This window comes from Sinorhizobium prairiense, assembly GCF_029201645.2.
GTDB lineage: Bacteria > Pseudomonadota > Alphaproteobacteria > Rhizobiales > Rhizobiaceae > Sinorhizobium > Sinorhizobium meliloti_A.
The window spans coordinates 1509908-1529551 of record NZ_CP104133.1 but is presented as its reverse complement, the minus strand read 5'-3'; the positions used below and the strand labels follow the sequence as shown (position 1 = coordinate 1529551).

Annotated in this window: 14 protein-coding genes; 13 read left to right on the top strand and 1 reads right to left on the bottom strand. The window is 62.0% G+C overall.

The window, feature by feature from the left end:
* Nucleotides 1–39 precede the first annotated feature (39 nt).
* From N0Q91_RS30420 to N0Q91_RS30400, 5 genes are all read left to right on the top strand, one after another.
* Nucleotides 40–417 (top strand): nuclear transport factor 2 family protein, encoded by a 378-nt coding sequence (locus N0Q91_RS30420; RefSeq protein ID WP_275599122.1) that lies wholly within the window; start codon nucleotides 40–42, stop codon nucleotides 415–417.
* Between the two features lie 37 nt (nucleotides 418–454).
* The gene (locus tag N0Q91_RS30415) at nucleotides 455–739 is read left to right on the top strand and encodes a putative quinol monooxygenase (protein ID WP_018098768.1); all 285 of its coding nucleotides are present in this window, start codon (nucleotides 455–457) and stop codon (nucleotides 737–739) included.
* 24 nt (nucleotides 740–763) lie between these two features.
* Nucleotides 764–1126, top strand: a complete 363-nt coding sequence (locus N0Q91_RS30410; protein WP_275599121.1) for a nuclear transport factor 2 family protein — start codon at nucleotides 764–766, stop codon at nucleotides 1124–1126.
* 350 nt (nucleotides 1127–1476) lie between these two features.
* Complete coding sequence (locus N0Q91_RS30405; protein ID WP_102762618.1) at nucleotides 1477–2262, top strand: DeoR/GlpR family DNA-binding transcription regulator; 786 nt, start codon at nucleotides 1477–1479, stop codon at nucleotides 2260–2262.
* Nucleotides 2263–2341: 79 nt separating this feature from the next.
* Nucleotides 2342–4819: a GcvT family protein gene (locus tag N0Q91_RS30400; RefSeq protein WP_275599120.1), complete on the top strand. Its 2478-nt coding sequence runs from the start codon at nucleotides 2342–2344 to the stop codon at nucleotides 4817–4819.
* Nucleotides 4820–4834: 15 nt separating this feature from the next.
* On the opposite strand, the gene N0Q91_RS30395 is transcribed toward N0Q91_RS30400, so the two are convergent.
* The gene (locus tag N0Q91_RS30395; RefSeq protein WP_275599119.1) at nucleotides 4835–5704 is read right to left on the bottom strand and encodes a LysR family transcriptional regulator; all 870 of its coding nucleotides are present in this window, start codon (nucleotides 5702–5704) and stop codon (nucleotides 4835–4837) included.
* Nucleotides 5705–5813: 109 nt separating this feature from the next.
* Here N0Q91_RS30395 and N0Q91_RS30390 point away from each other — a divergent pair, with 109 nt between their 5' ends.
* The 8 genes from N0Q91_RS30390 to N0Q91_RS30355 all read left to right on the top strand — a co-directional run bounded on the left by N0Q91_RS30390 (nucleotide 5814) and on the right by N0Q91_RS30355 (nucleotide 19613).
* The gene (locus N0Q91_RS30390; RefSeq protein ID WP_275599118.1) at nucleotides 5814–7484 is read left to right on the top strand and encodes a Na/Pi cotransporter family protein; all 1671 of its coding nucleotides are present in this window, start codon (nucleotides 5814–5816) and stop codon (nucleotides 7482–7484) included.
* 101 nt (nucleotides 7485–7585) lie between these two features.
* Nucleotides 7586–8782: a 2-aminoethylphosphonate--pyruvate transaminase gene (locus N0Q91_RS30385; RefSeq protein WP_275599117.1), complete on the top strand. Its 1197-nt coding sequence runs from the start codon at nucleotides 7586–7588 to the stop codon at nucleotides 8780–8782.
* A gap of 26 nt (nucleotides 8783–8808) precedes the next feature.
* Nucleotides 8809–10083, top strand: a complete 1275-nt coding sequence (gene phnA, locus N0Q91_RS30380) for a phosphonoacetate hydrolase (protein WP_275599116.1) — start codon at nucleotides 8809–8811, stop codon at nucleotides 10081–10083.
* Nucleotides 10080–11537: a phosphonoacetaldehyde dehydrogenase gene (gene phnY / locus N0Q91_RS30375; protein ID WP_275599115.1), complete on the top strand. Its 1458-nt coding sequence runs from the start codon at nucleotides 10080–10082 to the stop codon at nucleotides 11535–11537. The genes phnA and phnY overlap by 4 nt, the downstream gene beginning before the upstream one ends.
* 232 nt (nucleotides 11538–11769) lie before the next feature.
* Nucleotides 11770–12789, top strand: coding sequence for a putative 2-aminoethylphosphonate ABC transporter substrate-binding protein (locus N0Q91_RS30370; protein WP_275599114.1), 1020 nt, complete (start codon nucleotides 11770–11772; stop codon nucleotides 12787–12789).
* Nucleotides 12790–12878: 89 nt separating this feature from the next.
* A complete protein-coding gene (locus N0Q91_RS30365) occupies nucleotides 12879–14042 on the top strand; it encodes a putative 2-aminoethylphosphonate ABC transporter ATP-binding protein (RefSeq protein WP_275599113.1) in 1164 nt (387 codons plus the stop codon).
* A 5-nt stretch (nucleotides 14043–14047) separates the two neighbouring features.
* Nucleotides 14048–16090, top strand: coding sequence for a putative 2-aminoethylphosphonate ABC transporter permease subunit (locus N0Q91_RS30360; RefSeq protein ID WP_275599112.1), 2043 nt, complete (start codon nucleotides 14048–14050; stop codon nucleotides 16088–16090).
* A 184-nt stretch (nucleotides 16091–16274) separates the two neighbouring features.
* Nucleotides 16275–19613 carry a M10 family metallopeptidase C-terminal domain-containing protein gene (locus N0Q91_RS30355; protein WP_275599111.1) on the top strand — a complete coding sequence of 1113 codons (3339 nt, stop codon included), beginning with the start codon at nucleotides 16275–16277 and terminating at the stop codon, nucleotides 19611–19613.
* The last annotated feature ends 31 nt before the right edge of the window (nucleotides 19614–19644 follow it).

Here is a 19644-nt window from a genome sequence, read left to right as displayed (position 1 = left end):
TACTGCAACTAGACAGACCTGTCTGACTAGGAGGAGATTATGCAAACGATCGAGACAGCCGAGATCATGCGCAGGTTCAACCAGGCGTTCCGCGATCACAAGCCCGCTATCCTCAAAGACCTGATCGCCCCGGACTGCGTGATGGAGTCCATTCAGCCCGCACCCAATGGAACGCGATACGAAGGCTATGACGCCTGTCTCGCGTTTTGGGAGGTTCTGGCCGCCGACAGGACTGCTCACTTCGACGTCGAAGACACGATCGCAATGGGCGACCGGGCGATCATCCGCTGGCGTTTTAACTTCGGCTACGGGGGTTCGCTCCGGGGCATCAACCTGATGCACGTCCGGGACGGCTTGATCGTCGAGGCGCTGGGTTATTCAAAAATTCCCGGCCAGTCGGCGCCGCTTCCTGAGTGACAGCAGCAACCCATCCACGTTTCAGGGAGCAAAGCTCATGATTATCATAGCCGGCTATACCCGGACCGACGCTGAGAAGCGGGACGGCTCCGTGGAAGCCTTCAAGAGTATGGTCGAACGCGCGAGAGCCTATGACGGCTGTGTCGACTTCTCGATAAGCGCGGACGCGGTCGATCCGGAGCGCGTCAATCTCTTCGAGTGCTGGCGCGATCAGGCCACGCTAGACGCCTGGCGCAAGGTCGCGAGGGGAGGTCCGCGCGGAAAACCCCGGGAGGTGGCCGTAAGCCTTTATCGCACCAACAAGTCCGAAAAGCCTTTCTAGGCCCTGATCTCAAGAGGTAAAAAGATGACCACCGATAGCGAAACTACCCGCGAAATCGTGAAACGCTTCCATAACGCGTTTGAGAAGCACCGCCCGGAAGACCTCGATGATCTGATTGGTGAGGGCTGCGTCCTTGAGAACACGGCGCCCGCACCGGATGGCGCACGCTACGTAGGGCGTGAAGCTTGCCTCGACTTCTGGAAGGGGATTGCATCCTCTGCGAACCTCGTCTTCGAAGCCGAGGAGATTTGGGCCAGCGAGGATCGGGGGATCATCCGATGGCGGCTTCGTTGGGGCGATAGCCGGGCGGACCGGGTTCGAGGGGTAAACATCATGCGCGTTCGGGACGGAAAGATCGTTGAAGGTCGAGGATACGTAAAGGGATAAAGCATCAGGGCCGAAGTCAGCGCGCCGGATCGTAATTGGAAAGGGCGGCTTTCGCTGGCTACTCGGGAGCGGACTGTCCGCCATCGGGCCGGGTGGCGGCACTTCGAACGGCGACAATGAAGGTCGCTTGCCGAACGGCAGCTATCGGCTGGGCATTTTCCAGGACCGGAGAGTCCGCAGTCGGCCCCATTTTGGTCATCGCCAACCATGTTCGAGGGTTCAAGTGGGACATCGCAATTGGCTTACGGTGTCACTTCTCCCTCAGCCGACACCTGCATTGTAGTTGCACCCGACGCTTCGCGTTCGTGACGTCTCTTGCGGGGGGCCGCAAATATTGCAACATTGTTCACATGTCCAAGTTGCCGAACACCCGAGCGCTCGCGCCGCGCCGCCACGAAGAAATATTGAGGCGCGTCGTTTCCGAAGGTTCGGTGAGCATTGCCGAGCTTGCCGCCTATTTCGACGTCTCGCGCGAAACGATCCGCCGGGACATGAAGTTGCTCGCCGATCGCGGCCAACTCGATGTCGTGCATGGGGGCGCCACGCTGTTCGAAGCGACCGAGCCGGCGCTGGTCCTGCGAAGCGGGGAAAACGCCGCCGCGAAGGCAGCGATTGGCCGGAGGGCGGCCGAACTGGTGAAGGACGGCATGGTCGTCTTTCTCGACTCCGGCACGACGACGCTGGCCGTCGCGCACGCATTGAGCGGTCCGCGTGATCTGACCATCTGCACCACCGGCCTCGCCATCGCGCTGCACATGTGCCGCCAGCCGCAAGTCCGGGTGCATATGCTGGGTGGCGAGATCGATCCTGCCGAGGAGGCGGCAGTGGGCCTCGACGCGCTGGAAGCAATAGGACGCTTCCGAGTGGACATCGCCTTTCTCGGCGGGGGAGGGCTTTCTCCTGACGGCGAGGTTACCGACTTCACCCGCAACGGCGCCGAGCAGCGTTCGCGCATGATCGCCATGGCGGGCAAGGCCTACTTCGTCCTCGACAGTTCGAAGTTCGGGCGGCTGACTCCCCTTCGAATACCCGGGTTTCATCAGGCGACCGGTGTGATCGTGGATAGGCCGCCGCCCCCGACGATCTCGGAAGCACTCGAGCGAAAAGGCCCCCGCGTCATCGTCGCCCCCGCATGATGTTGCATTTTGTTGCATCTTATGTTGCGTTTTGTGAGTCCCTGGCTATGCTGACTCCAGTCCATTGGGAGGTCGGTTCATGGCGCAGGAATTTCCAACACAGGCGCGGGTCGTCATCATCGGCGGCGGCATCATAGGCTGCTCGGTCGCCTATCATCTCACAAAGCTTGGCTGGACCGACGTGGTCCTGCTGGAGCAGGGGCAGCTCAGCGGAGGAACCACCTGGCACGCGGCCGGCCTTGTCGGGCAGTTGCGCAGCCATGCCAACATGACCGGCCTCATCCGATATTCGACGCAGCTCTACAGCGAGCTGGAGGCGGAGACGGGCCTTGCGACGGGCTGGAAGAATTGCGGCTCGCTCGCCGTGGCGCGCACGACCGATCGCATGACCGTGCTGAAGCGGACCGCAGCATCGGCGCGGGCGCAAGGGGTTGCCGTCGAGGTGATCTCACCGCGGGAAGCCGCCGATCTCTGGCCGGTGATGGCGATGGACGATCTCGTAGGAGCCGTCTGGCTTCCCGGAGACGGCAAGGCCAATCCGACGGACCTCACCCAGTCGCTGGCGAAGGGGGCGCGCAACCGCGGCGCCCGCATTATCGAGCGCGTGCGCGTGACGGGCATCACGGTTAAGGACGGGACGGTCCGTGGCGTCGAGACCGATGGGGGGAATATCGCCGCTGAAATCGTCGTCAATTGCGCCGGCCAGTGGGCGCGCAAGGTCGGGCTGATGTGCGGCGTGACGGTCCCTCTGCACTCGGCCGAGCACATGTATATCGTCACCGGAAAGATCGAGGGGGTGCATCCCGACCTGCCGGTGCTGCGCGACCCGGACGGCTACATCTATTTTAAGGAGGAAGTCGGCGGTCTCGTCATGGGCGGCTTCGAACCGGAAGCCAAGCCCTGGGGCATGAACGGCATTCCGGACGATTTTGAATTCGCCTTGCTTGCAGATGACTGGGACCAGTTCGAGATCCTGATGCAGAACGCGCTGGTGCGCGTGCCGCAGCTCGAAACGGCCGAGGTCAGGAAATTCTACAATGGGCCGGAGAGCTTCACGCCGGACAATAATTTCATTCTCGGCGAGGCACCGGAACTGCGGAATTTCTATGTAGGCGCCGGGTTCAATTCCATGGGCATCGCCAGCGCCGGCGGCGCCGGGCGGTCTCTTGCCGAGTGGATCGCCAACGGTGCGCCGACAATGGATCTCTGGCCGGTCGACATTCGCCGCTTCGCGAGCTTCAACAACAATCCGCGCTGGCTGCACGACCGGGTGAAGGAAACGCTCGGACTGCACTATGCCATGCCATGGCCGAACCGCGAGCTGCACACAGCGCGACCCTTCCGGCGCTCGCCGCTCTACGACCGGCTTGCCTCCAAGGGTGCATGCTTCGGCTCGAAGATGGGCTGGGAGCGCGCGAACTGGTTTGCCGAAGCAGGCCAAATACCGGAAACGGACTATGCCTTCGGTCGGCAGAACTGGCATGAGGCGGTAAAGCGAGAGATGAACGCGGCGCGACAAGCTGCCGGGATATTTGATCAAACTTCATTTGCCAAATTTCTCGTGCAGGGGCCCGACGCAGCGAAGGCGCTCAACCGCATCTGCGCCGCGGACGTCGATGTCGAGGTCGGCCGGTCGGTCTATACGGGCATGCTCAACGAACGGGGCGGCTATGAAAGCGACCTGACGGTGATGCGGCTCGCCGTCGACCGGTTCCTCATCGTCACCGGATCCGCGCAGGCGGTGCACGACGCCGACTGGATCCGCAGGAACACCTCACCGGACGCCCACGTCACCCTCACCGACGTGACATCGGCTTACGCGGTGCTGGCCCTGATGGGACCGAATGCACGCGACATACTCGGGCGGATCACGTCCGCTGACCTCTCGAATGCAGGCTTTCCCTTTGCGACCATCCGCGAGATCGACATCGGCTATGCGACGGCCTACGCCAACCGAATGACCTATGTCGGCGAACTCGGCTGGGAACTGATCGTGCCCAGTGAATTTGCCGTGGGCGTTTACGAGGCATTGCACCAGGCGGGGCGCGATCTCGGGCTCGTCGATTGCGGCTATTACGCTCTCGAGGCGCTCCGTATCGAGAAAGGCTTTCGCGCCTGGAGCCGCGAACTGACGCCTGACATCAATCCTCACGAAGCGGGGCTCGCCTTCGCCGTGTCGTTCGACAAGCCGGGCGGATTCATCGGCCGCGAGGCTTTGATCCGGGCAAAGCAGGTCGGCGCCCCCGTCAGACGCATCGTGCAGTTCACCTTGGATGATCCCGAGCCGATGCTTTGGGGCGGGGAGCTCATCCTGCGTGACGGCAAACCTGTCGGCGAAGTCCGCTCAGCCGCCTATGGCCACACGCTCGGGCGTTCCGTTGCGCTCGGCCTCATAGAACATGGAGAAGGGGTCGACCGCGAGTTCATCGCAAACGGGAGGTTCCAGATCGACCTTGCCGGTGAGCGCCACCCGGCGACCGCTCACCTGAAGTGCCCCTACGATCCGAAGTCAGAACGCGTGCGGGCGGATGCCGGGGAGCAGCGAGCCGCCGCCTGAAGCGGGCAGCTCCATTCACCTCTCCGCCAGCGAGCGGGCATTTTCGAAGAAGGCGCGCACGAGCTTTCCGCCGCTGCGCTCCTTCAGGCAGATCAACGCCTCGTCCATCAGCATTTCGGCGCCGACGATCTCGATCGGCGCGAGACGTCCGTCCCGGCCGAATTCCGCGGCTGAGACGAAGCCCACCCCGGCACCGGCCGCGACGATCTCCCGCACGGCCTCCCGGCCCTCCGCTTCGATGGCCGGCTTCAGGGTGACGCCTGCGGCGGCCGCGAAATCCTCGAGCTTCTGCCGCGTTTTCGAACCGCGTTCCCGCATCACCAGCGGCTGGCCCGAGAGTTCCTCGAAGCTGACGGTGCTTCGCCGGGCGATCGGATGTTCGCTCGATGCGAAAGCGATGATCGGCGTCGAGTTCAGCTTGACGATGTCGAACTCCCGGCTCTCGGGAACCTCGCCGAGCACGCCGATGTCGGCTTCGTAGGAATAGAGGCTGGTGATGACCGTTTCCGTGTTGCCGGCCCTCAGCGAGATCTGAACCGACGGATATTTCTGACGAAAGGCCGCAAGGATGTGAAGCAGATGGTGGGCGGCGTCGGCGACGATGCGAAGCGTGCCGGCCCGCAATGCGCGCGATTCCGATAGCAGATCGAGCGCCTGCTGCTCGGTGTCGAACATGCGTCGGGTGATCTCCAACAGCTGGTGACCGGCCTGGGTCAGCGTCACCTGCTTCTTGTTCCGGTTGAAGAGGAGCACGTCATATTCCTCTTCCAGCTTGCGGACCTGATCCGACACGGCCGGCTGCGTGAGGAACAGCGCCTCTGCTGCACGGGAGAAGCCTCCACAAACTGCAACATTGTGGAACGCGCGAAGCTGGACGTACCGCATGGCCTCTCCCAATCATAAGCTGACCTGATAAAACGATAGAAACGAACGATTTGATTTATGTAAAGGGAAAAGTGACGGTCCTCGGATCGATATTCCGGAGAGATTGAAGATGGCTCTCGTTACTCTCTCGCTGCATCTGGCCGGCGCGACCGTGCTGCTGCTCTACGCGGTGCATCTCGTCCGCAGCGGCGTCGAGAACGCCTATGGCACGTCGTTGAAGCGTGTGCTGGCGAGGGGAGGGAAGCCTCGCATTTACGCCGCCGCGAGCGGCACGGTCCTTGCGGTCCTGCTGCAGAGCTCGACCGCCGTGGCGATGCTCGCCTCCGGTCTTTCGGCAAGCGGCTATCTTACCCTCAACACCAGCCTTGCCGTTCTGTTGGGAGCGGATTTCGGCTCGGCGCTGGTGGTTCGCGTTCTTTCCTTCGACCTGGGCTGGCTGTCGCCGCTCCTGCTTGCGGCCGGCGGACTGCTTTACCTGAAGGGCAGAAGCGACAAGCCCCGCGAGCTCGGCCGCATGCTGCTGGGCATCGGCTTCGTCCTCATGTCGCTGAAGCTGATCGGCGAGGCGACCTTGCCGTTGAAACAGAGCGACGTGTTGCCCGCCATCGTCGGCTATCTCGCGGAGGACCATGTGACGGCCTTCGTGGCGGCGATGCTCTTCACCTGGATCGTGCATTCGAGCGTCGCGGTCCTGATCCTCATCCTGGGTTTCGCCGCGCAGGGGCTTCTGCCCGTCGAGGCAGGCCTGCCGCTGATTCTCGGCGCCAATCTCGGCAGCGGGTTGATCGCCATGTGGCTCACGCGCGGGTTTTCAGCCGAGGCGCGGCGCGTCGCGGCCGGCAATCTCCTTTTCCGGGCCTCCGGCGCCTTGATCGCCTTGCCGGCGATCGTCCCCTTGTCGGCAGAACTTCGACATCTTGGCGCAACCCCGGCGGAGCAGCTCGTCCATTTTCATCTGGCCTTCAACGCCTGCCTCGCGATCTTTTGCCTGCCGCTTTCGCAGCTTGCCGCCGGCGCCGTTACTTCTCTCATCAAATCGGATCTCAAGAGCTCCGAAGACGGCGACACGCTTGCCCGGAGAATCAGCGCGCTGGACCGGACTCTGCTCGACAGCCCCGACACGGCCCTCGCCGCCGCGACGCGCGAGGTGCTGTTCATGGGCGAGGTGGTCGAGCGGATGCTCTGTCCGGTGATGGAGCTCCTGGAGCATCCGAGCCCGGCGAAGATCGAGGAGATCCGCCGGCTCGACGGATATGTCAATCGCGCCCACCGCGACATCAAGCTCTATCTCGCAGCCATCCATCGCGGCGTGCTCGACGAGCGTCAGTCGCGGCGGGGTGTAGAACTCATCGACATCGCCATCAATCTCGAACATGCCGGCGACATCGTGTCCAAGACCCTGGTCGAAATCGCCCGCGACAAGCTGGAGAACGGCAACAAGTTCTCCGACGAGGGCTGGACCGAGCTCAAGGTGCTTCACGCCAGCGTGCGCGACAACATGCGTCTCGCTTTCAATCTGCTGGTGTCGGATGACCCGGCGATGGCGCGAAAGCTCGTTCGGGAGAAGGAGCGGGTACGCGCGCTCGTACGGGAAAGTCACGAACGGCATCTGGCGAGATTGCGGGCAGGGCGCCCGGAAAGCGTCGAGTCCAGCAACATGCACCTCGAAGTCGCACGGGCGCTCAAGGAGGTGAACTCCCTTCTCGCCACGCTCGCCTATCCAATCCTGAAACAGCGGGGGGATCTGCTCGAGAGCCGTCTTGCGCTTGTCAAAGGTTGATAAGCCAAATCTATGAATGAATATGAAATATCGATTTTACAGATACATATGGGATCGCCATCCTCGCCATGTCCCGGCAGTTCTCAAAGGAGAGAAACCAGATGCCCGCAGATTCAAAGACGAATGAAGTTCTCGAAGCGCCGAGATTGGGCGAGCCGTACCTGCTGACGCCTGGGCCGTTGACCACCGCCTTTTCCGTAAAGGAGGCGATGCTGCGCGACTGGGGGTCCTGGGACGGCGACTTCCGGGGCATGACGGCCGAGTTGCGTCGCGAACTGCTTGCGATTGCGGGAGACGAAAGCGGCGAATACGACTGCGTCCCCATGCAGGGGAGCGGCTCCGTCTCGGTGGAAGCCATGCTCGGCAGCTTCATTCCCCGCGACGGCAAGGTTCTGGTGTTGATGAACGGGGCCTACGGTCAGCGCATCGGCCAGACGCTCAAATATCTCGGTCGCACGCATGTCTCGATCGACAAGGGCGACTATATGCCTCCGCGCGGCAGCGAGGTTGCAGCCGCTCTCGACGCAGATCCGGCAATCACCCATGTCGTGGTCGTCCATTGCGAGACGAGCTCGGGCATTCTCAATCCTCTCAAGGAAATTTCCGAGGCAGTCTACAGTCGCGGCCGCAAGCTGCTGGTCGACAGCATGAGCGCCTTCGGCGCTGTGCCCGCCGGTGTCGATGACTTCCGCTACGAGGCGATCGTTTCCTCCGCCAACAAATGCATCGAAGGCGTTCCGGGTTTCGGGTTCGTCATCGCGCGCAAGTCGGAACTGGAGGCTGCCAAGGATCGCAGCCATTCCTTGAGTCTCGACGTCCATGCGCAATGGGCCTACATGAACAAGACGGGCCAATGGCGCTTTACTCCGCCGACCCATGTCGTCGCCGCCTTTCTCGAGGCGCTGCGGCTGCATCGCAAGGAAGGCGGCGTTGCCGGACGCGGCGCGCGCTACGCGAACAACCGCGACGTCATGGTCGCCGGCATGCGCCAGCTCGGCTTCGAGACACTGCTAGGTGACGAGTGGCTCTCGCCGATAATCGTGACCTTCTTCAGCCCCGCCCATCCGAACTTCAATTTCGAGCGCTTCTACGAATTGATGAAGGCGAGGGGCTTCATCATCTATCCCGGCAAGCTCACCGTCGTCGACAGCTTCCGGATCGGCTGCATCGGCCAGATGGACGCGCAGGTGATGGAAAAGGTGGTTGCCGCCGCCGCCGAGAGCCTTGCGGAAATGGGCGTCGACACCGCCACCCCACCGGCGCTTGCGCTCGCCGAGCGCGCCCGCCTCGCCGCCTGACCGATCCCCCTCCAGGAGCACAACAGATGAACCAGATGTCCAAGATTTCGGTGACGGTGAATGGCCGCCGCTATCCATGGCCCCGCGTGCCCGCAATTGCGATCTGCCTCGACGGATGCGAGCCCGCCTATCTCGATGCAGCGATCGACGCCGGGCTGATGCCCGCGCTGAAGCGCATCAAGGAACGGGGAGCCGTGCGGCTGGCGCACAGCGTCATCCCGAGTTTTACCAATCCCAACAATCTCTCGATCGCAACCGGCAGCCCGCCGGCGGTCCACGGGATCTGCGGGAACTACCTCTATGAGCCGTCGACGGGCGAAGAGGTGATGATGAACGATCCGAAGTTCCTGCGCGCGCCCACCATTTTCCAGGCTTTCTATGATGCAGGTGCCCGGGTCGCGGTCGTCACGGCGAAGGACAAGTTGCGGGCGCTGCTCGGAAAAGGGCTCCGTTTCGACGAAGAGCGCGCCGTCTGCTTCTCGTCCGAAAAATCGGACAAGGCGACCCGCGCGGAGCACGGAATCGACAATGCTTCCGCCTGGCTGGGCCGGCCCGTTCCCGAGGTCTATTCGGCAGCACTTTCGGAATTCGTCTTCGCTGCGGGCGTCAAGCTGCTCAGGGAGTTTCGCCCCGACATCATGTATCTGACGACGACCGACTATGTTCAGCATAAATATGCCCCCGGCGTTCCCGAAGCCAATTCCTTCTACGAAATGTTCGACCGGTATCTCGCCGAACTGGACGGGCTCGGAGCAGCCATCGTCGTCACCGCCGATCACGGCATGAAGCCGAAGCACAAGGCGGACGGCTCACCCGACGTCATCTATGTTCAGGAGCTGCTCGACGAATGGCTCGGCAAGGATGCGGCCCGCGTCATCCTGCCGATCACCGACCCCTATGTCGTGCATCACGGCGCGCTCGGGTCCTTTGCCACCGCCTATCTTCCGGACGGATGCGACCGCGGCGAGATCATGGCAAGGCTGAAAGCGATCCAAGGCATCGACGTCGTGCTCGACCGCTCGGAGGCGTGCCGGCGCTTCGAGCTGCCGGAAGACCGCATCGGCGACATCGTCCTCGTTTCATCCGAAAACAAGACGCTCGGCACCAGCGAGCACCGGCACGACCTGGCCGCACTCGACGAACCGTTGCGCTCCCATGGAGGGCTGACAGAGCAGGAGGTTCCCTTCATCGTCAACCGCGGGCTGCCCGAACTCCCGAACGCGCCCCGTCTTCGCAACTTCGATGCGTTTTTCTACGCGGTCACGGCGGCGGCTGAGGCCGGTGCGGAGGGCGCGCTATGACGAAGGCGGAGGTCACAATCGCAGTGCGCCACGAACCGATGCGCATAGCCGGGCGCCTTATCGACACGGACGATCGCATAGAAGTCCGCTATCCCTGGAACGACACTGTCGTCGGCACCGTACCCGCCGGCCGCGCCGAACACGCAAGAGAAGCCTTTGCGATCGCGGCCGCCTATCAGCCGAAGCTCACGCGCTACGAGCGGCAGAAAATCCTGCTGGCGACCGCCGAGGCGCTGGCCGCCCGCAAGGAGGAGATTTCCGACGTCATCACGCTGGAACTCGGCATCTCGAAGGCCGACTCGCTCTATGAAGTCGGGCGCGCCTTCGACGTCTTTACGCTTGCCGGCCAGATGTGCATCCGCGACGACGGCGAGATCTTCTCCTGCGACCTCACGCCCCACGGGAAGGCGCGCAAGATTTTTACGATGCGCGAACCCCTGATCGCAATTTCGGCGATCACCCCGTTCAATCACCCGTTGAACATGGTGGCGCACAAGGTCGCACCGGCGATTGCCACCAATAACTGCGTGGTGGTGAAGCCGACCGAGCTCACGCCGATGACGGCGCTGCTGCTCGCCGACATTCTTTACGAGGCCGGCCTGCCGCCGGAAATGCTTTCGGTCGTCACCGGCTGGCCTGGCGATATCGGCATGGAAATGATCACCAATCCGCATGTCGATCTCGTCACCTTCACGGGCAGCGTTCCTGTCGGGAAATTGATCGCCGCCAACGCGCACTACAAGCGCCAGGTACTCGAACTCGGCGGCAACGACCCGTTGATCATCCTCAACGACCTGTCCGACGACGACCTCGCCAGGGCGGCCGAGCTTGCGGTCGCCGGGGCCACGAAGAATTCCGGCCAGCGCTGCACGGCGGTCAAACGCATTCTCTGCCAGGAGAGCGTCGCGGACCGTTTCGTGCCGATGGTTCTCGAACGGGCGAAGCGCTTGCGTTTCGGGGATCCGATGGATCGCTCTACCGATCTCGGGACCGTCATTCACGAAAAGGCGGCGGCACTTTTCGAAGAGAGGGTGATGCGTGCGGCGGAGGGGGGAGCCGACATTCTCTACCATCCCGGGAGAAGCGGCGCGCTCCTGCCGCCGATCGTCGTCGATCGGGTGCCGCACCAGTCGGACCTCGTGCTGGAGGAGACCTTCGGTCCGATCATACCGATCGTGCGGGTTCCCGACGACGACGAGGCAACGATCGCCCTTTCGAACTCCACGGCGTTCGGCCTCTCCTCCGGCGTCTGCACCAATGATTACCGCCGGATGCAGAAATACATAGCCGGTCTGAAGGTTGGAACGGTCAACATCTGGGAAGTGCCCGGCTATCGGATTGAAATGTCGCCCTTCGGCGGCATCAAGGACTCCGGAAACGGCTACAAGGAAGGCGTGATCGAGGCGATGAAAAGCTTCACCAACGTCAAGACCTTCTCGCTGCCCTGGCCGTAAGGAAATCTGCCCCCGTAGCAGAGGAAGGAGCGGCCCGATGGCCGCTCCTTCCATTTCGAGAGCACACGCGAAGCTATATAAGCTGAGACAATACTTATATAAAATAAATAGATTCTACTTATCGATCTATCCCCCGCAGATTTCCCAGGCAGGGCGGATTTCCAGGCGCGCAAGTCGCCGATACCGCCACAAGAGCTTGCCAATTCGAATGCCAACAAAAAGGGGAATTAGCATGCCGTTTTCAAAGATATTCCTGGGCGCAGCGACTGCCCTCATCCTCACATCTTCCGCCTATGCCGAGACGGAGCTCACCGTCTACACGTCCATCGAAGCGGTCGACCTCGACCGTTACAAGGAGACATTCGAAAAGGCTCATCCGGACATCAAGATCAACTGGGTCCGCGACTCAACCGGTGTGATGACGGCCAAGCTTCTGGCGGAGAAAGACAATCCGCAGGCCGACGTGGTCTGGGGCGTGGCTGCGACATCGCTGCTGCTGCTGAAGTCCGAGGGCATGCTCGAACCCTATTCTCCGAAGAACGTAGAGGCGCTCGACACCCGTTTCGTGGATAGCGACAAGCCGCCGAGCTGGGTGGGTATGGACGCCTATGTGGCGGCTCTTTGTTACAATACGGTGGAGGCAGGGAAGCTCGGCCTGACACCGCCAACCAGTTGGAAGGATCTCACGAAGCCCGAATACAAGGGCCATATCGTGATGCCCAATCCCAATTCCTCCGGCACAGGCTTCCTCGACGTCTCCGCCTGGCTTCAGACGTTCGGCGAAGAGGGAGCCTGGTCTTTCATGGACGCCCTGCACGAGAACATCGCCGCCTATACCCATTCGGGCTCCAAGCCTTGCAAGATGGCGGCATCAGGCGAAACCGTCATCGGCGTATCCTTCGAATTCCCGGGTGCCAAGGCGAAGACGTCGGGCGCGCCCATCGACATCATCTTTCCTTCCGAAGGATCGGGCTGGGAAGCCGAGGCCACGGCGATCATCGCCGGGACGGCCAACCTCGAGGCGGCGAAAACGCTGGTCGACTGGTCGGTCAGCAAGGAAGCCAACGAGATGTACAATGTCGGCTATGCCGTCGTGGCTTATCCCGGCGTCGCCAAGCCGATCGAAAATCTTCCCGCCAACGTCGCCGACAAGATGATCGAGAACGACTTCGAGTGGGCCGCAAACAATCGCGCTCGCATTCTGAAGGAATGGCAGAAGCGCTACGACGCGAAATCCGAGCCCAAGTCCTGATCCGCATGCATCTCACGGGAATGTTCGGCGCTTAGCCGCGGGCGTTCCCGTCAAGCCTCATCGAATGCCTATTGCCCAGGAGCTTGCGGATGAAACATGCAACAGCCCCCGCGGAGCCGGCCATGCCCGCCTCCGCTATCCATCAGATCGAAAGACGGCCATTCCTCGAAATCGGCGGCCTCTGGAAGGCCTATGGCGATTTCGTCGCGCTGCGCGACATCGACCTTCAGGTAAAGGAGGGCGAATTCATCTGTTTCCTCGGACCTTCCGGCTGCGGAAAGACCACGCTTCTGAGGGCCATCGCCGGCCTCGACATCCAATCGCGGGGCACCATTTGGCAAGGTGGGCAGGACATTTCCAGGCTGCCGCCGGCGCAGCGGGACTATGGCATCGTCTTCCAGTTCTATGCGCTCTTCCCGAATCTGACCATCGAAAAGAACATCGCCTTCGGGCTCGAGAATATCGGCCGCCCGCGGCATGAAATCGCCTCCCGCGTCTCTGAGCTTCTGGAACTCGTCGGCTTGGGCAGTCAGGGCCGGAAATATCCGGCCCAGCTATCCGGCGGACAGCAGCAGCGCGTGGCACTTGCCCGCGCCATGGCGATCTCGCCGGGCCTGCTGCTTCTCGACGAGCCCCTGTCGGCGCTCGACGCCAAGGTGCGCGTGCATCTGAGACACGAGATCAAGGAGCTGCAGCGCAAGCTCGGCGTCACCACGATCATGGTTACGCACGATCAGGAAGAGGCGCTCTCCATGGCAGACCGGATCGTCGTCATGAATCATGGCGGCATCGAACAGGTCGGTACGCCGACCGAGATCTATCGCCACCCGAGGACACTCTTCGTCGCCGACTTCATCGGCGAGACCAACCAGTTCCCCGCAACGGTCGGGAAGGGCGCGCAAGTCGAAATCGGTCACACGCGATTTGCCTGTGCCGAGCATCGGTTACCGCCGGGTTCGGCGGTCGTAGCCGCTGTCCGTCCAGCCGATATCATCCCGCACGGCGCCGCCGCCCATCGGGCGACCGGGCTCGATGCCGTCGGCAATGCGGACAATCTCATCGACGCCCATGTGGAGGATATGGAGTTTCTCGGCATGTTCTGGCGCACACGGCTCTCAGCCCCGCGCCTGAAAGAGAAGGCGCTCGTCGCGGATTTCTCGACAAACGCGGTTCGCCGCCTGAGCATCGAGATCGGCAGCGCCATCCAGGTCGAAATCCCGCAGGAACGCCTGCTCCTTTTTGCAAAGGCCTGACGCGAATGACGCTTGCTGTCGATTTCCTTCCGCCCGGCCGAGCCGTTCGCCAGCAGATTTCCGGCGACGACAGGCTCAAACGCGCAGTCATGCTCGTCGTCGGCATCTATCTGGTCGTCGCTCTTGCACTACCGCTCTTCGTGATGCTGTCGAAATCGTTCTCCACCTACACGTTCGATCTCCGCCAGTTCGAGTTCCAAGTGAGCGACCAAAGCGGGCAGGGGTGGAGCGATGCCGTTACCGCTGCGGCGCTCAATGCCGCCGTCGCCGCCTTCCCGGAAAGCGAGCTCAAGGCCAGCGCCGATGGGCGGCTGCAGGCGGCGAAGCTCTTCCCGGATTTCAGCTTCCGCAGCCCGGTCAGATATCGCATTCGCGGCACGAGCGACGAGGCGCACTTTCTTGCCGGTTCGAAGCTGGTGCGCGGTACCGAGTGGCAGGAATATGACAGCAACAATTTCCGCAGGGTAATGCTGCGGCCCTCGCGCTCGATCGGACTTTCCAATTTCGCCGAGTATTTTTCAACACCTTCGCTCGTCCGTTCGATCAGGAATTCGGTGACGATGGCGCTGATCAGCACCGCAGTCACGCTCGCCGTCGCCTTCGGGCTCGCCTATGCCCTGAACAGGAGCCGGATGCCGGGGAAGGGGCTGTTCAAGCTCATCGTCACGATCCCGATCCTTGTTCCGTCCCTCTTGCCGGGCATCGCGCTCGTGTACCTGTTCGGAAATCAGGGCGTCTTTAACGATCTGTTGTTCGGCCATTCGATCTATGGCCCGCTCGGAATCGTCGTGGGCTCGGTATTTTTCACGCTGCCGCACGCATTTCTGATCATATCGACGGCTCTCTCGGTCGCCGATGCCCGTCACTACGAGGCGGCGACATCGCTTCGCGCAAGCAAGTGGCGGACCTTCTGGACGGTGACCGTGCCCGGTGCCCGATACGGCCTGATCTCCGCAGCTTTCGTGGTCTTCACACTGGTCATAACCGATTTCGGCCTGCCCAAGGTGATCGGCGGGCAATATGGGATGCTCGCCGTCGACATCTACAAGCAGGTGATCGGTCAGCAGAATTTCGAAATGGGCGCCGTCGTGTCGGTCATCCTGCTCGTTCCGGCCTTTCTGGCCTTCGTCGTCGATCGCATGACGCAGCGCCGGCAGGTGGCTTTGCTTTCCGCGCGCGCCGTCCCCTACGAGCCGAAGCCGCGGCGCGGTTTCGATGCGGCTTGTTTCGCATTCTGCTCCCTGGTCGCGGTCTTCGTCCTCGGGATGATCGGCATGTGCCAGGTTGCGGCGATCGTGAAATTCTGGCCATACGACCTCAGCCCGTCGCTGCGCAACTATGCCTTCGACCTTATGGATGGCGGCGGCTGGGATGCCTATTACAATTCGATCCGGCTCGCTCTCATGACGGCTGTGATCGGCTCGCTGATCGTGTTCACCGGCGCCTACATGGTCGAAAAGACCAAGGGCTTCGGGCTCGGCCGGGCGACCTTTCATATGCTCGCAATGCTCCCGATGGCCGTGCCGGGCATGGTGCTGGGTCTTGCCTATATCTTCTTCTTCAACAATGCCGCAAACCCGCTTCACGGCATCTACGGCACGATGACCATTCTGGTGCTGTGCACGGTCACGCATTTCTACACCGTCGCCCATCTGACGGCGCTCACCGCGCTGAAGCAGTTGGATCCGGAGTTCGAGGCTGTGGCGGGTTCTCTGAAGATACCTTTCTACAAGCTCTTCTTCCGGGTCACACTGCCGGTCTGCCTTCCTGCCGTGCTGGAGATCGCGATCTATCTCTTCGTCAACGCCATGACGACGGTCTCCGCAGTGGTGTTCCTCTATGCCACGGACACCAAGCTCGCCTCGGTTGCCATCCTGAACATGGATGACGCGGGCGACATAGCGCCGGCGGCCGCGATGGGCATGATGATCTTCTACACCAATGTGGCGGCAAAACTTCTTCATGCGTTTGTATCGCGGCTTCTTCTTGCCCGCACACAGGGCTGGCGGCGTGTATCGCAGAGTGCGGCGGCCGCCGCTCCGCACTGACCGCCGCACCGGCTAAGGTGACGTCACCCCCGGCTTTGTGGGGGTGACAAGTCGACGTTTCCAATCTCATTATTTCAGGTGGGGCTGACGGGCAGGCGCACGCCAAGCGTGCGGGGTGGAAAATTGGCAGCTGCAGAACGGCAAAGCCGTAAATGCGCACAATCGTCAGAGAGGGAAGCTTAAGATGCCGAACCCTAGCCAGACCAGCGACAATTGGTGGATCAACGATCAGACGCCGGATAACCCTTATGGCAAGAGCGAGGACTATGAGTCCTTTCTCGACTACCTTGGGGCGTTGCCCCGCAGTCTGACGCCGGAACTGGCTGCGGGAACGCTGAGGATCAACGTTTACGAGCTCAACGATCACCCCGAATACAAAGCCGCCGCGATCGGCGCGTTGCAGATGTGGGCGTCCGTCACCCCTCTAAAATTCGAGATCGTCGACGACGCACCGTTCGACAGCACGACGGACTGGATGGAGGTCGTCAGCCCCGAGCTCGGCGAGGAGGACGATGGCAGCGCCTATTCGAGCAACCGCTATGTCAGCATCGGGCAGCGTTTCCACGACACGGAACCCAATAAGACGGACATCGGCGGCTATGTCTTCGATTCCTTCATCCATGAGTTCGGCCATGAATTCGGACTGAACCATCCCGGACTTTACAATTACAGCGGTCCCGGCGGCGTGCAGATCAACTATCTGAACAATGCGACCTGGACTTATGATCGCCAGCAATACAGCGTGATGTCCTATTTCGACGGGATCGATGTCGGGGAAACCAGCCGCTGGTCTGCCTCGACGCCCCTCATGGCCGACATAGAGGCGGTCATCCGCCGCTTTTTCTCGACCGTCGACGAGAACGGATTGCGCACTTATCAGCACATCGAGCTCAACACGGGGGATAACGTCTACGGCTTCGGGAGCACGCAATACGGCTATCAGTTGACCTCCTCGGGCATGCAGCATGACATCGGCTTCGCGATCCACGATACGGGCGGAACCGACACGATCGACTTCTCCGGCTCGACCGCGGGTACGATCCTCGACTTGCGCGCCGGTCAGTTCTCCAGCGTCAACGGTCACAGCAACAACGTGTCGATCTTCGCCGGCCACAATGCGGATGGGACCGATTATTACATCGAGAACGGCATCGGCAGCAGCTTCGACGACATTCTGATCGGCAATGACGGCGCCAACACGCTCGATGGCCGGGGCGGTGGCGACCGCATGGCCGGCAATGGCGGCGACGATACTTACTTCGTCGATTCGCTTGACGACATCGTTCGTGAGGAGGTGAACGGCGGCAACGACACCGTCATCCTCCTGTCCAGGAACCTGAAAATCAGGAAAATCGCCAACGTCGAAAACATCATCTATGCCGACGAGTCGACGACGCAGCCTGGCGGGGGCGGCGCGTCCCCGCCCAGCGTCGGCGACAACACGATGACAAGCATCATTTTCGGCGGCAGCGGAAACGATACCCTCGACGGAGGCGCCGGCGACGACACGATCTTTGGTCAGGGTGGTGACGACCTGATTATCGGGGGCCGCGACTCGCTTGCCAGCCGCGACATCAACAATACGATCGACGTCGAAGACCTCGAAGACCAGACCGAGAGCGATGACGGCAACGATACGCTCTACGGCGGAGCCGGCAGCGACACGATCCTCGGCGGCCAGGGCAATGACATTCTCGACGGCGGCGCCGGCGACGATACGCTAAGCGGCCAGGACGGAGTCGATATATTCAGGGGCGGCGCGGGGATCGATACCGTCGATTTCAGCAAAGAAAGTCCGTTTCAGCTGCTCGTCAATCTTGCCACGAACGTCGCCAGCGGCGGCACCGCCTCGGGCGACACTTTCTACAGCATCGAAAACCTGATCGGTTCCGATGACCGCATCGACCGCTTCATCGGCACATCCGCCGCAAATCACTTCTGGGGCCAGGGCGGCGGAGATTACTTCAATGGCGGCGGCGGCAACGACACCCTGGATGGCGGCAACGATGGCGACATCCTGTATGGCGAGGCCGGCAATGATACGATCATCGGCGGCGCCGGTCAGGACTATCTGGATGGTGGTTCCGGTATCGACACGGTCGTCTATGCGGGTAGCCCTGACGGCGTCACCATCGATCTTGCCAATGGCACTGCCAGCGGCGGCGACGGTGATGGGCCGGTGCAGATCGTCGGGCGAGGCGCGGTTATCCGGCACGATATGCTGGTCGGGTTCGAAAATGCCGTCGGCTCGTCCTTTGACGATCATCTCATCGGCAATGCGCAGGCCAACGATCTCGCCGGCGGTGCTGGCGACGACACGCTGACCGGCGGCGGCGGCGCCGACAGATTGAACGGCGGCGCCGGCAGCGACACGGCAGACTACGCCGATGCGGCGAGCGGCGTCAGGCTCAGTCTCACTGGAGGCAGGTCCGGCGGAGACACGTATATCTCCATCGAGAATCTCGCAGGATCGGGGTTCAATGACCGGCTGACCGGCAATGGTGCGGCCAACGTGTTGACCGGCCAGGGCGGCAACGACACGATCGACGGCGGCCGCGGCGACGACACCCTGCTCGGCGATTTTGCCTATCAGGGGGACGCGCCGCCACGCCCGGGTATGGGAACCGGCTACGCGACGCTCGGACCGGACGCGACGAACAATTCGATCGCGGCCGCGTTCGACATCTCCGACAACTTCTCCCTGACCAGCGACCCCGATATCTTCGACTCGACCACCGTCCTTCATACGACCGTCAACGCCACCGGCAACGGCCAGGGCGGATACTACAAGATCGATCTGGCGGCCGGTACGGTGATTACGATCGACATCGACGGTATCGCCGATCCGAACGTCCATGACAGTTGGGTCAGGCTGCTCGACAGCGCCGGCAACATCGTCGCTCAGAACGATGACGGCGGCGGCGATCCGGGCTCTGCCAGCAACCGGGATTCGAGCCTGGTATTCGTGGCTCAGGAGACCGGAACCTATTACATACTGGAAGGCAGCTGGTCGCCCACGGCGCCGGGCGACGGCTGGGCAGAAGCCGTGCCGGCAGGCTCGTCATACGAGCTTAATGTGTCGGTCGAGTTCCCTCCGGCTCCGGCCCAGCCGGGCGTCGCGGGATCGGACACCCTGATCGGCGGCGCAGGCAGCGATCTGCTGGATGGCGGACTGGCGGCAGACATGCTCACCGGCGGCGCGGGAGAGGATACATTCCGCTTCTCGACGGCGCTTGGGAACGGCAATGTCGACTGGATCAAGGACTTCGATGTCCTCGACGACACGATCCTGCTGGACAACCTCGTTTTCGAAAGCGTGGGTGGCGAAGGCACTCTCGCCCTGGGCGCATTTTACGGAAGCGCGGGAGGTGTCGCCCATGACGCAGACGACCGCATCATATACGACACGGACAGCGGCGCCTTGTCCTATGACGCCGATGGCGGCGGAGACGTTGCAGCCATTCAGTTTGCGCAGCTGAGCACGAATCTGAGGCTTTCGGCCTCCGACTTCATTATCATCTGACGCACGGACGGGGGCGCCTCAGGCGCCCCAT